At 34.9% G+C, this 13,042-nt stretch carries 11 protein-coding genes; 6 read left to right on the top strand and 5 right to left on the bottom strand.

Annotated elements, in window-relative coordinates:
• Window positions 1-5: 5 nt before the first annotated feature.
• Together GQN54_RS06070 and GQN54_RS06075 are read right to left on the bottom strand one after the other, a co-directional pair.
• A complete protein-coding gene (locus GQN54_RS06070; RefSeq protein WP_160632621.1) occupies window positions 6-647 on the bottom strand; it encodes a carbonic anhydrase in 642 nt (213 codons plus the stop codon).
• A gap of 4 nt (window positions 648-651) precedes the next feature.
• A complete protein-coding gene (locus GQN54_RS06075; protein ID WP_160632622.1) occupies window positions 652-1,563 on the bottom strand; it encodes an oxidoreductase in 912 nt (303 codons plus the stop codon).
• 234 nt (window positions 1,564-1,797) lie between these two features.
• Between GQN54_RS06075 and GQN54_RS06080 the strand changes: the two genes are divergently transcribed.
• Genes GQN54_RS06080 through GQN54_RS06095 form a run of 4 tightly spaced genes read left to right on the top strand, consistent with a single transcriptional unit; the run spans window position 1,798 to window position 6,991 of the window.
• Window positions 1,798-2,499 (top strand): TetR/AcrR family transcriptional regulator, encoded by a 702-nt coding sequence (locus tag GQN54_RS06080; protein WP_160632623.1) that lies wholly within the window; start codon window positions 1,798-1,800, stop codon window positions 2,497-2,499.
• Window positions 2,499-4,220, top strand: a complete 1,722-nt coding sequence (locus GQN54_RS06085) for a peptidase domain-containing ABC transporter (RefSeq protein ID WP_160632624.1) — start codon at window positions 2,499-2,501, stop codon at window positions 4,218-4,220. Before GQN54_RS06080 ends, GQN54_RS06085 begins: the two co-directional genes overlap by 1 nt.
• A gap of 1 nt (window position 4,221) precedes the next feature.
• A complete protein-coding gene (locus GQN54_RS06090; RefSeq protein WP_160632625.1) occupies window positions 4,222-5,589 on the top strand; it encodes an HlyD family secretion protein in 1,368 nt (455 codons plus the stop codon).
• On the top strand, window positions 5,579-6,991 hold the full coding sequence (locus GQN54_RS06095; protein ID WP_160632626.1) for a TolC family protein: 1,413 nt from the start codon (window positions 5,579-5,581) through the stop codon (window positions 6,989-6,991). The genes GQN54_RS06090 and GQN54_RS06095 overlap by 11 nt, the downstream gene beginning before the upstream one ends.
• Before the next feature lies 1 nt (window position 6,992).
• On the opposite strand, the gene GQN54_RS06100 is transcribed toward GQN54_RS06095, so the two are convergent.
• Window positions 6,993-7,421 (bottom strand): SRPBCC domain-containing protein, encoded by a 429-nt coding sequence (locus GQN54_RS06100; RefSeq protein ID WP_160632627.1) that lies wholly within the window; start codon window positions 7,419-7,421, stop codon window positions 6,993-6,995.
• Between the two features lie 187 nt (window positions 7,422-7,608).
• Between GQN54_RS06100 and GQN54_RS06105 the strand changes: the two genes are divergently transcribed.
• The gene (locus GQN54_RS06105) at window positions 7,609-9,243 is read left to right on the top strand and encodes an ABC-F family ATP-binding cassette domain-containing protein (protein WP_160632628.1); all 1,635 of its coding nucleotides are present in this window, start codon (window positions 7,609-7,611) and stop codon (window positions 9,241-9,243) included.
• Window positions 9,244-9,333: 90 nt separating this feature from the next.
• Here the strand turns inward: GQN54_RS06105 and GQN54_RS06110 are convergent, their stop codons facing one another.
• Both GQN54_RS06110 and GQN54_RS06115 read right to left on the bottom strand, forming a co-directional pair.
• Window positions 9,334-10,425, bottom strand: coding sequence for a chorismate mutase (locus tag GQN54_RS06110; RefSeq protein ID WP_160632629.1), 1,092 nt, complete (start codon window positions 10,423-10,425; stop codon window positions 9,334-9,336).
• A gap of 70 nt (window positions 10,426-10,495) precedes the next feature.
• Complete coding sequence (locus GQN54_RS06115) at window positions 10,496-11,338, bottom strand: hypothetical protein (protein WP_160632630.1); 843 nt, start codon at window positions 11,336-11,338, stop codon at window positions 10,496-10,498.
• 137 nt (window positions 11,339-11,475) lie between these two features.
• On the opposite strand from GQN54_RS06115, the gene GQN54_RS06120 reads away from it, so the two are divergent.
• On the top strand, window positions 11,476-12,906 hold the full coding sequence (locus GQN54_RS06120; protein WP_160632631.1) for an exo-alpha-sialidase: 1,431 nt from the start codon (window positions 11,476-11,478) through the stop codon (window positions 12,904-12,906).
• The last annotated feature ends 136 nt before the right edge of the window (window positions 12,907-13,042 follow it).

Consider the following 13,042-nt stretch of genomic DNA (forward strand, 5'->3'; position numbering starts at 1 on the left):
AAAAATTATTCTCCCGCTCCTAAATTGTAGATTTCTTGAATTTCATGTAATTTTTCATCAAAATCTATTTTTAAATCTATCAATTGTCCACTTTGTACATCAAACACCCATCCATGTACCAAAGGATAGCCACCTTTCAGATAAGTCTTTTGAACAACGGCCGTTTTAATAACATTGATGCATTGCTCTTCTACATTTAATTCAACCAATCGATTGTATCTTTTGTTTTCATCTGCAATGGCATTTAGCTCAGTCTTATGCAGTCGATAAACATCTCTAATGTTTCTTAACCATGGGTTTAAGATACCTAAGTCTTTAGCTTGCATAGCGGCTTTAACACCCCCACAAAAATAATGACCACATACAACTATGTGCTTAACTTCTAAGGTGCCTACTGCATAGTCAATTACACTCATTGCGTTCAAATCAGTATTTGCAATAACGTTGGCTACGTTTCTGTGGACAAAAACTTCACCGGGTTCAACACCCATTAATTCTTCGGCAGTCACTCTACTATCACTGCAACCAATATATAAGAAATTAGGATTTTGACCTTCAGCTAATTTTTTAAAAAAATCTGCATTAGTGGCTTTCTTTTCTGCAATCCATTTTTTGTTGTTCTCAAATACTTCTTCGTAAGTTGTCATTGTGTTATATATTAAAATTGTTGTTAGTTAATTTTTCAGAAAGTGCCCATAACTTTTCTGCTACCTCTTCATCATTTGCAATGGGAGTGCTTTTTGCTATAGTCGGTTTCCCTTTCATTTCATTAAATCCTCCGGGTCCTATGTAATCACCTCCATTAATTTCAGGATGAAGGGACGCAACAATAATTGGCAAGGCAGCTTTTTCAGGTGAATGAGAAAACAAAGGTTCAAAAATTGGGGCAACTACTTTAAACCAAGTAGGTAAAAATTGAAATAAATTGGTAGCTGAGACACCTGGGTGAGCGGCAACAGAAAGAATAGATTTATTCTTCTCTTCTAATCTCTTGTTTAACTCTTTAGCAAAAATAAGGCAAGCCAACTTACTTTGGGAGTAGGCAGCCACTTTATTGTATTTTCCCTTACTATTGATGTTGTTAAAGTCAATCTTCCCGGATTTATGAGCGATGGAACTTAAAGATACCACCCTTGAATTTGGAGTGCTTTTTAATTGGTTTAGTAGTAAATTAGTTAGTAAAAAGTGACTAAAATAATTAACCCCCATTTGACTTTCAAAACCGTCCTCGGTTAATGAAAATGGAGGAATCATAATTCCAGCATTGTTCACTAAGATATCTAAACGCTTATATTTAGTATTAAAAGTATCCACAAATTTATGGACAGCATTCAAGGATTTAAGGTCAAGTGGAATTATATCCAGTTTTGCTGTAGCGATTATACTTAGAATCTTATTCTTAGCTACTAAGGCTTTTTCTATATTACGGCAAGCCATCACCATCTCAATACCTTTTGAAGCGAAGAATTTAGTAGTCTCAAATCCAAGTCCATCATTAGCCCCTGTAACAACTGCTACTTTACCTGATTGATCACTGATGTCCTTGAGATTAAAACTATTCATTCGTTTTATTTGTTAACGAAGTTAATGTTTATTGATAGATTAGCATTGATAGATAATACAACCTATTTTTTTGAATGAGCTAAATTCTTTCTAAATGAACTTTACCAATCTTCTACTCAAAGTTTTAAAGGCGTGAACGTTATCTCTTATAGGGTGTTAAAAAAAGCAAAAAATACTAAACATACTTACAGAGTCAATAGCAATACTATTAATTTTGCATAATTATTATTTATTATGGATCGATTTTTATCTAAAGTAGAAATTAAGGTAAATGAAAAACTATATCTTAAACATCCTGATTCTAGCGAGTTGGGTAAAAAGATTATTGCTGGAGCAATAGAATTAATAGACAAAATAGGATTTGATGCTTTTACATTTCGAAAACTAGCTGCTCATATTGAGTCTACAGAAGCTTCCATTTACCGATATTATGAAAGTAAACACAAATTACTTCTTTATCTTACTTCTTGGTATTGGGGATGGATGGAGTATCGTTTGGTGTTTTCAACAACCAACATCCATTCCGCAAAGGAGCGTTTAGAGCGTTCAATTAATTTAATTACAGAACAAGTTACCGATGAAAATAGTTATACTCACATTGACGTTGTAAAATTGAATAGAATTGTCATTAGTGAATCTTCTAAAGCATATTTAATAAAAGAGGTGGATATAGAGAATAAGGAAGGTGCCTATACCGACTATAAGCAATTTGTAGCGAGAATTAGTGATATTATTTTAGAAATAAATCCAAAGTACAAATATCCGCACATGCTTATTTCAACTGTTATCGAAGGAGCACACCACCAACATTATTTTGCAGAACATCTTCCAAGGTTAACGGATGTCATAAAGGGAGAAGATTCTATTTCTATATTTTACACCGATATGGTTTTGAAAACAATAATGGATTCACGTAAAGTTAAACTTTCAGTATAATGGAGAAAGAAGCGATTACCCTAACAGCTACTCAGCGATTTTGGAGGTTATTAAAACCTGATCAAAAAGAAATTAGAAACGTATACGTTTATTCAATTTTTAATGGATTGATCAATTTATCTCTTCCTCTGGGTATACAAGCCATAATCAACCTCATACAAGGAGGGTTGGTAAGCACTTCGTGGATTGTTTTAGTATTTTTTGTAGTCGCTGGAATAGCCTTTGCAGGTATTCTTCAAATTTATCAGCTAAGGATTACGGAAAGTATTCAACAAAAGATTTTTGCACGTGCCGCATTTGAGTTCGCTTATCGAATACCTAAAATAAAAATGGAACGATTATATCAGCATTATGCACCTGAACTGATGAATCGATTTTTCGATATAATGTCTGTACAGAAAGGACTTTCTAAAATTTTAATAGACTTTTCAGCAGCTGCATTGCAAGTCGTATTTGGACTAATTTTGCTGTCGTTTTATCATCCGTTCTTTATCATTTTTAGTTTTATACTTGTGGTTTTAGTTTATGTAATTTTTAGATATACTTCAGTCAGAGGGTTAAAAACGAGTATTAAAGAGTCTAAACACAAGTATGAATTAGCGCATTGGTTAGAAGAGGTTGCGCGAACAGCTACCAGCTTTAAATTGGCAGGAGACTCAAATCTTCCGTTAGAGAAGGTTGATGGGCACGTAGGTAGTTATATAGAGGCACGTCAGAGTCACTTTAAAATATTAGTTCAACAATTTTCAATGATGGTTTTGTTCAAAGTCATTGTAGCAACAGGTCTTCTGATTATTGGAGGATTATTGGTAATCGAACAGCGAATGAATATTGGGCAATTTGTAGCTGCAGAGATAATTATCCTTTTGGTGATAAATTCAGTTGAAAAACTAGTATTGAGTTTAGAAACAATATACGATGTGTTGACGTCTCTAGAGAAAGTGGGTGAGGTGACTGATTTAACATTAGACACCAATGAAGGAATAGATTTATGTAAGGAATCTTCTGGTAAAGGGTTAGAGATTATGTTAGACAAGGTTGTTTTTGCTTATCCAGGTTATTCGAAAAACACAATTGAAGAGCTTTCATTAACTATTTCAAAAGGTGAAAAACTGATGATAGCAGGCCAAAATGGTTCAGGAAAAAGCACTTTACTCAATCTAATTTCTGGGTTGTTTGATGTTCAAAAAGGAACTATTTCTTATAATGGATTTGCTAAGAATAACCTACAAATGAATTCTTTGAGAACAGAAATTGGAGGGTACCTTAGTCATGAACAGTTATTTGAAGGAACAGTAACGGAGAATATTTCTGTGGGGCGTTCGAGTGTTCCATTTGAAAACGTTAAATGGGCTGCTGAAAAATTAGGGTTATCTGAATTTATTAAAACCTTACCCAAAGGATATGATAGTCCATTAGACCCTTTGGGAAAAAAGTTGCCACGCAGTGTTGTGAGTAAAATTTTATTGGCTAGAAGCATCGCTTCTAAACCTAAGTTACTGTTGCTAGAAAATGCATTTGAAAGTATTGATGAGATTGATGTTGTAAAAATCATTGATTTCTTAACTGATAAAAGCAATAACTGGACTATGGTCTCCATCTCTTCGAATCGCCACCTAGCCGAACGATGTGATAAAATAGTATTTATGAATCGTGGTTCAATATTGAAATACGGAACCTATGAAGAAATGAAAGAAATCATCAACTTTATAAACTTATAGCATGCTGAATATATCTTCCAATAGTTCTGTACGGAAACTTCAAAATGGCAAGTTTCCTTCTCTGGAAAAAGTCGAGCGAATGCAGTCGAGTAGAAGGTTGATTCGTGTAATTACAGGACTTTCAATTGCTTTGTTTTTATTTTTCTTTTTGCCATGGACACAGAATATCCGTTCTAAGGGTAATGTGACTACCTTAAAACCGAATCAAAGACAACAGTCTATTCATTCCATTATTCCTGGGAGAATCGAAAAATGGTTTGTGCAGGAAGGGGATAATGTTAAAAAGGGTGATACTATTTTGTATTTAACTGAAGTTAAGGATGATTATTTGGATCCCGACTTATTAAGTAATACTGAACAACAATTGAAAGCCAAAGAAATGTCTGTTAATTCATACATGGAAAAGATAAAAGCTTTGGATAATCAAATTGATGCATTGGCATTAACTGGTCGATTAAAATTAGAACAAGCTGAGAATAAACTCAAACAGGCCTATTTGAAGATAAAAAGCGATAGTATGGATTATCAAGCTGCACAGATTAATTTTCAAGTAGCAGAGGAGCAATTTAAGCGAATGGAAAAGCTTTATGAAGATGGTTTAAAATCGCTAACTGATTTAGAAAAACGAAAGTTGACCTTACAAAAAGCACAAGCCGAACTTATCTCCTATGAAAATAAGCTACTAACCAGTAAAAATGAGGTTTTGAATGCCAAAGTAGAGTTAACCTCTATTAAATCCCAATACAGAGATGAAGTAGCCAAATCTGAATCTCAGAAATATACGGCATTATCAAATATGTATGACGCTGAAGCAGTTGTAACTAAATTGCAAAATCAATACATGAATTATTCTGTCAGGTCCGGATTATATTATGTGACAGCTCCTCAAGATGGGTATATTATTCGAACGGTTCAATCTGGAATAGGTGAAACGATTAAAGAAGGAGAAGAGATATTGACCATTATGCCAGCCTCTTATGATTTGGCGATAGCAATGTATGTTCAGCCTATAGATATTCCACTATTAGAGATAGGACAACACGTTCGTACACAATTTGATGGGTGGCCCGCAATCGTTTTTTCAGGATGGCCAAATGTAAGTTATGGTACTTATGGCGGAACGGTGTATGCCATAGATAATTACATCAGTGATAATGGAAAGTATCGGGTGTTGGTTGCCCCTGACACAAACGATGTCCCTTGGCCAAAAGCATTAAGAGTGGGAGCAGGCTCTACCAGTATGTTGTTGTTGAAAGACGTGCCAATATGGTACGAGTTATGGCGAAAAATTAATGGATTTCCACCTGACTATTACAAAATTAACGATAACGGAAACAAAGAAAAAAGTGCGGCGACTGATGAAAAGTAGTAACTTCTTAATTGCTTTATTATTAACAGGATTCACTTTGCAGGTATCTTCCCAAGAACTTACTGGGAAAGTGATGTCCTTTGATCAGTTTATGGAAATTGTGAAAACTCATCATCCGATAGCCAAACAAGCTAACTTAAAAATACAGGTAGGGGAAGCAACTATGCAGCAAGCTAGAGGTGGATTTGACCCGAAACTATTCAATGATGTGAGTCAAAAATACTTCAATGATAAAAATTACTACAGCCTCATTGATGCCGGGGTTAAAATTCCGACTTGGTTTGGCATTGAAGTGAAAGGTGGCTATGAGCAAAATAAAGGCAATTACTTAAACCCTGAGAATAATACTCCTTCCAATGGATTATGGTATGCAGGAATTAGTTTACCGGTAGGAGCAGGTCTTTTTATAGATGAAAGAAGAGCAGAGCTCAGAAAAGCTCAACTTTTTCAAGAAATGAACACTGCAGAGCGGCAACTTATGGTTAATGAGTTATTATTTGAATCTGGCAAAGCCTATTGGGATTGGTTTGAAGCTTATAATATCTACAGGGTGTATCAGGAGGCAGTTGCTTTAGCCAATGTGCGATATCAGGGAGTTAAACAAAATGCCTTATTAGGCGATCAGCCTGCGATGGACACAGTGGAAGCCGGAATTCAAATGCAAAATAGACAATTGGCATTACGCCAATCTAAATTGGATTATGACAATGCGGCCGCTCATCTAATGGTCTTTTTGTGGGCAGATGGTACTATACCATTGGAATTGGAGAATGGAACACAACCTGAGGTAAATGAGAACATATTAGGAAAGGGAGTAGACCCATACTACTTTGCTCAGAGAGATACCTTACTAATAAAGCATCCTAAATTGAAGCAGTTTCAATTGAAAATGGAACAAATCGCCATTGATCAGCGCCTAAAAAGAGAGCAGTTAAAGCCTACTTTAAACTTAAAGTACAATGCTTTAAGTGAAGCAATAAATTCTACGCCATTTGAAGAATATAACGCTAATAACTACAATTGGGGATTAGAATTCTCAATGCCAATACTCCTGAGAAAAGAGAGAGGAGCCTTACGATTGGCCGAATACAAAATGCAGGAGGCAGAATTAGAATATGGCAACCAGACTGCTGAAGTACTCTACAAAATCAATTCTGCATTGAATGAATGGGAAGCAACTAAAGATCAGTTAGATATTTACACTCAAACGGTATTGGATTATAATCGATTACTCAATGGTGAACGACAATTGTTTAATGCAGGAGAAAGCTCTTTATTCATGGTGAACTCAAGGGAGGTTGGTTTTATTAGTGCCCAAATCAAACAAATAGAGATCTTAGCTAAAAACCACAAAGCAAGATTAAAAACAACTTATTCATTTGGATTATTAGGAGAACAATAATTTAGAGCTTTTCTACACGAGATTTTAATGCATTATTCATCACTACAAAGCCTGGTTTCGTTTGAACTATTAATTGTTCTTTCAAAAGAGGTACAAGCCATCCTGAAAAACGTTCTGAGTGTACTAATTTTGTTTGTTGTTCACTGATTTTGATGAGCTCAAATCGATGATTTCCATCGAATAAACCACTCACAAACAGCTTCCCTTTCCATTCAAAAACAGTGGGGGCTTGATTGTGAATTATTTCAGGTTCAAATTTCATCCCTTGTACATTAACTACTAGATGGTTGTTGGTTTTTGGATGTTGGGAAATATTAAGAATAAATGGATTCCATTCAGAATATTGTTTCCAATCCATCAATACTTCCCAAATTAGTTCAGGAGTACTATTGATGATAATTTCAGTTTTAATTTCGAAGGATGGTTTCATCTTTTTTTACAAAAGTAGTCGGCTTAAAATTCAATCGACTTGACATTTGTCAATAAGTTACAAAGGAGAAGCGTTAGGGTGTAAATAGAAAGAAGGGGCATCACAGCTATATTATTCTAGCATTGGCAATGGAATGGTTGGACTGTGCTTAATATTTGATAATTTCGTGCCCTCAAAAAAAAGACATATGATTTCAGTTGATGGCCTTGCAGTAGAATTTAGCGGTGAAACCTTGTTTAGCGATGTCTCATTTGTGGTGAATGAAAATGATAAAATAGCTTTAATGGGAAAAAATGGTGCCGGAAAATCCACTATGATGAAAATCATAGCTGGGGCACAAAAACCTACCCGAGGTAAAGTAAACGCACCGAAGGATGCTGTAATTGCCTATTTACCCCAACACTTGTTGACTGAAGATGATAGTACTGTATTTGAGGAAGCTGCGAAAGCATTCAAAGAAATTTTCTCCATGCGCGATGAAATTGATTCTATCAATAAACAATTAGAAACAAGAACTGATTATGAATCATCGGAGTATATGGCTTTGATTGATCGAGTTAGTGACTTAGGTGAAAAATTTTATGCCATTGAAGATATAAATTATGATGCTGAAGTTGAGAAAGCGCTTAAAGGTTTAGGTTTCAAACGCGAAGACTTTTCACGTCCAACAAGTGAGTTTAGCGGTGGTTGGAGAATGAGAATTGAGTTAGCTAAAATTCTTTTACAAAAACCTGATTTAATTTTATTAGATGAGCCGACCAATCATATTGATATAGAGTCAGTGATATGGCTAGAGCACTTTCTAATCAATAAAGCTAAGGCGGTGATTGTTATATCGCATGATAGGACTTTCATAGATAATATCACTAATCGAACCATTGAAGTAACGATGGGTAGGATATACGATTACAAAGCAAATTACAGTCACTACTTACAGCTGAGAGAAGAAAGAAGGGCGCATCAGCAAAAAGCCTTTGCGGAACAACAGAAAATAATAGCAGACAATAAGGCCTTTATTGAGCGATTTAGAGGAACTTACTCTAAAACAAATCAAGTAAATGCTCGTGAAAGAATGTTAGAGAAGATGGAACTTATTGAAGTGGATGAAGTTGATACTTCAGCATTAAGGTTGCGTTTTCCTGCTGCACCAAGGTCTGGTGATTATCCAATTAGTGTTTCTCATCTTTCAAAACAATACGGAGACCATATAGTATTTAAAGACGCTAGTTTTGCAATTAGTCGTGGAGAAAAGGTGTCTTTTGTCGGAAGAAACGGGGAGGGAAAATCCACCATGATTAAAGCTATTTTAGGGGAAATTGTAATAGAAGGGAAGTGTGAATTAGGACACAATGTAAAAGTAGGGTATTTTGCTCAAAACCAAGCAGCCCTTTTGAACTCCGAGTTGACTGTTTTTCAAACTGTTGACGAAGTTGCAAAAGGAGAGATCCGAACCCAGATAAAAACCATTTTAGGAGGATTTATGTTTAGTGGTGATGATATTGATAAAAAAGTCAGTGTTTTGTCTGGGGGGGAGCGAACGAGACTAGCTATGGTAAAATTACTGCTAGAGCCTGTTAATTTATTGATCTTGGATGAACCTACCAATCACCTAGATTTAAAGTCGAAGGACGTATTGAAGGAGGCGCTAAAAGCTTTTGATGGAACACTTGTTTTAGTATCTCACGATAGAGATTTTTTACAAGGATTATCAGAAAAAGTATTTGAGTTTAAAGATCAACGAGTGATTGAGCATTTTGAAACCATTGATGCCTTTTTAGTAAGGAATCGAATTGAAAATATTAAACAATTGGATTTGGTTTAACTCATAAGTGGAATGATGATGACTTTTTTGCTTTTAAATTTAAAGTGTTAAAATGGTAAGTTTTAAATTATTATAGAAATGTTCAAGTCATTATACATTTTTGTGATTGTTGGTTTGTTGCCGAATAGATTCATCATGAATTGAGTTTAAAAAATCTTTAATAAACTTCTCGTTTAACCCCAATGCCACACCATTTTTTAAACTTCTTGATAAAATTTCTTGCCAACGTTCAATTTGAAAAACAGTTACGTTTTTTTCTCTTTTGTATTGGCCTATTTGCTTGGCAAGACTCATGCGTTCTGCAATTCGTTCAATTAATTCATTATCAATTTGATTAATTTGTTCTCGAAGAATTTCAAGTTTAGATTTAAATGCTACATCAGTGGAGTATTTGCTTTTTGGAGTTAGCCCATTAACGATTTCATTTAATTGATCGGGACTGAGTTGTTGTTGCTTGTCACTTAATGCAACCTCAGGGTTTATGTGTGTTTCAATCATTAAACCATCCATATCTAAATCAATTGCCTTTTGAGCCACATGAGGAATTAATTCAGGTTTACCAGAAATATGACTTGCGTCACAAATAATGGGTAATTCAGGATAAGTTGCCTTTAATTGGATTGCGATATTCCAGTTGGGATAATTCCTGTATGGTCCGTTTTCAGTCATATGAAATCCACGATGAATAGCTCCTAGCTTTCTTATGCCTGCTTTATTGATGCGTTCCAAAGCTCCAATCCAAAGTGCCAGGTCGGGATTTATGGGGTTTTTAACTAAAACTGGTATATCTACTCCCTCCAAGGCGTCTGCGATCGCTTGAACGGAAAATGGATTAACTGTTGTTCTTGCTCCAATCCATAAGACATCTACACCAGCTTTTAAACAGGCTTCAACGTGTGAGGCGTTGGCCACTTCTGTAGTAATTTGAAATCCAAACTCCCGCTTAATCTCTTTTAACCATTCCAACGCTTCAATACCTATTCCTTCAAAAGTATTTGGACGTGTTCTAGGTTTCCAAATGCCAGCCCGAAAAAAAACGTTTTTGAAGTTTTTGTGGATACCAGATGCAGTACTCCTAAGTTGTTCTGGAGTTTCAGCGCTACATGGACCAAAAAAATAAAAAGGACGATCGTGCCCCCCTAACCATTTCTGCTCGTTTTCTAAATCTAATTTATCTGTCATAATCCATCCTACCCATAGTATACAGACCTAGTATACATACTTAATAACACTTAAAAATTGCTTATGTTTATCACTTTGCCCAAAGAATTCTAACACCTAAGCCATTCTGAATTCCATACTCTTGAAAGCCTGCTTTAAGATTAATTTCAGTGTAAGTTAGGTTATAGTAAAGGTCGGCAAGGATTTGTTCATTCAAATGAAATTTGTATCCTAAACCAGTTCCACCTCCAAATCCGACTCCACCAATGCGTTGACTAGGAAGATTAAAATCATAATGGAATAATTCATATTGCTGGTTATTAACAACAAAATTGTTGCTTTTCATTTCTACATCGGTAGCATTGCCAAACAAAGAAATATATGCCGAAGACTGGTTAGAAGTATAGAAATTATATTGTACTCCTAAATTGACATGGATTCGACTCTCTTTGCCAAAAATTGGTATGGATTGATAAGTAGGGCCTACTTGTTGGTTTCTAGGGTCGTTTATAGCTACAGTAAAGGCTTGTTCATATCTCAATTGTACTGTGTTAAAGTCAAGAAATAACGACCAACGCTTGCCTAATCTATATCCAGCGTGTAATCCAATTTCAAATGCGGTATTGTATTTAGGATCATTGGGGTATTCCTCTATGGTATATGGATGCTGGAAATAGTTATTAAAAATTTGTTGGTATTCTTGACGATTAAAAACAGTTTGAATTCCATAGGGAGTGGCACCTGGAGTTCCGGAATACATTCCCGCGGTATTGTTATTGGCAAAAAAAGCTCCAAAATTTATCCCAATAAAAAATCGAGTAGTATCCTCTTGCTCATCCATATAATTATAAGCTCCTTCTTCTTGGGCTAGTAATGGGGAATTACCAATTAAAAGAATTAATAATATGCTGTAGTAATTAATGGATTTCAACATTGAGGAAATTTTATTTAAAGTTCACAAAAATAAGGAAAGTGTGATAATAAAAAATAATGACATTTTGGACAAATAAGTTAATGCAATCGTAAAATGAAACATAGCAAAATGTATTTTAACTCTGTTATAATTGTAGCATGAAATATATAATAATTATCCTCTCTTTTTGGGGGTGGAGTTCAATTGTAGCACAAAATACTGTCTCTATAAATCAAACTAATAGTTTAGAGTTGGAGACCATCCTAACTCATAAAAATTCGCTAATTGCTGCAGTAATGGAGAGGACGAATTCAGTTGATAGAGTCGTGATTTATAGAAGTGTTAATGAAGGTCTCAACTGGCAATCGATTGATACCATACAAAATGGAAATCAAGGACGTGGAGACGCGTATGATCCTGTAATGACCATTGATAGCATAGGAAACATATACTTAGTGATGATGCGAAGAAATAATGGAGGTTCAAGCATACTAAATATGGATTTAGCACTTTATAGGTCATCGGACGATGGTGCGAACTGGCAATTTATAAGTTTCCCGCACGTAAATGATGAAATTGCAGACTATCCTCAAATAGTAGCAACAAGTAATGGTGAATTGCATATGGTGTATTCCTATTTTAGTTTTACTCCAATTGTAGAAGGAGTTGTAAATTATATCAAAAGCGTTGATGGTGGAGTTAGCTGGAGTGTTCCTCACTCATTTAGTATTCCTTCTAAAAATCCTGTCGGTCCCGATATAACAAGCCTACCTAACGATAAGTTAATGATATCTTTTGGAGATAATAATCAAAAAAAAATATATGCATCAATAAGTGATGATTTAGGGGGGACTTGGTCTCCACTTGACACAATTGATAATAGTGAGCACAACGCACTTTGTAAGCCTCTTCGTTTATCTAGAGGACAATACAAATCAATTTTGAGCCATCGACCTCATCAATTAAATACTGATTTGAACTATCATTTTCAAAACTCGGATACAAGTAGATGGCATTCAACTTATATAAGTGTAGGAGCATATGCTGAATTTTTGCAAGACTCTATTGGAGGAATACATGTGATTTATAACCAAAAAAACGGCAATAATTTTTTTCTTAACTATTGTTTCTCCACAGATTCTGGACTCACTTTTAGTACACCTTCTATTTTGTATTCTGCACCATTTCAGTTAAATGAACCGGGTGAATACCAATCCTTAATTCAAGTAAATGATAGTTTGTTATTTACTGTTTTTTGCGATTGGTCAGCCAATTCAAAAGTAAAAGTATTGTCGTTTCGGCCCTATCTATCTACTTCTGTCTATTTAAATGAAAAGGAGTTAATCAATCCATCGACTCTGAAAATATATCCAAACCCTGCAAAAGAGTATATAACTTTGGATTTAAGTGTTTTTCCTGATGCAAAAGAGCTTCTTATTTTTAATGTTAAAGGAGAGCTCTTAATTCAAAAAGAAGTTAATGCTCTATCTCATGTGAAAGTTCCAATTAGTCGACTTACGAATGGGATTTACTTGATACAGTTAATTTCAAGTGATAAGATTATAGTAGATCGATTTCTAAAACAGTGATTGTGTAGGAATTTAATTTTTGCTGCAGTCATGATGCACTAGGGTATGATGACTCCAACAATTATGCGAGTTTACCCGTATTGTGGTGTGTAATGTTTTGAAATATTTTTATCCCCAAATCAAATTAAAACTAAAC

Origin of the sequence: Acidiluteibacter ferrifornacis (assembly GCF_009909615.1) — a bacterium.
GTDB lineage: Bacteria > Bacteroidota > Bacteroidia > Flavobacteriales_E > Vicingaceae > Acidiluteibacter > Acidiluteibacter ferrifornacis.

What these genes read in the sequence shown, in the direction of transcription:
- GQN54_RS06070 (WP_160632621.1), bottom strand. Translation starts at nt 647, where the DNA reads ATGACAACTTACGAAGAAGTATTTGAGAACAACAAAAAATGGATTGCA.
- GQN54_RS06105 (WP_160632628.1), top strand. Translation starts at nt 7,609, where the DNA reads ATGATTTCAGTTGATGGCCTTGCAGTAGAATTTAGCGGTGAAACCTTG.
- GQN54_RS06115 (WP_160632630.1), bottom strand. Translation starts at nt 11,338, where the DNA reads ATGTTGAAATCCATTAATTACTACAGCATATTATTAATTCTTTTAATT.
- GQN54_RS06090 (WP_160632625.1), top strand. Translation starts at nt 4,222, where the DNA reads ATGCTGAATATATCTTCCAATAGTTCTGTACGGAAACTTCAAAATGGC.
- GQN54_RS06100 (WP_160632627.1), bottom strand. Translation starts at nt 7,421, where the DNA reads ATGAAACCATCCTTCGAAATTAAAACTGAAATTATCATCAATAGTACT.
- GQN54_RS06075 (WP_160632622.1), bottom strand. Translation starts at nt 1,563, where the DNA reads ATGAATAGTTTTAATCTCAAGGACATCAGTGATCAATCAGGTAAAGTA.
- GQN54_RS06080 (WP_160632623.1), top strand. Translation starts at nt 1,798, where the DNA reads ATGGATCGATTTTTATCTAAAGTAGAAATTAAGGTAAATGAAAAACTA.
- GQN54_RS06120 (WP_160632631.1), top strand. Translation starts at nt 11,476, where the DNA reads ATGAAATATATAATAATTATCCTCTCTTTTTGGGGGTGGAGTTCAATT.
- GQN54_RS06110 (WP_160632629.1), bottom strand. Translation starts at nt 10,425, where the DNA reads ATGACAGATAAATTAGATTTAGAAAACGAGCAGAAATGGTTAGGGGGG.
- GQN54_RS06095 (WP_160632626.1), top strand. Translation starts at nt 5,579, where the DNA reads ATGAAAAGTAGTAACTTCTTAATTGCTTTATTATTAACAGGATTCACT.
- GQN54_RS06085 (WP_160632624.1), top strand. Translation starts at nt 2,499, where the DNA reads ATGGAGAAAGAAGCGATTACCCTAACAGCTACTCAGCGATTTTGGAGG.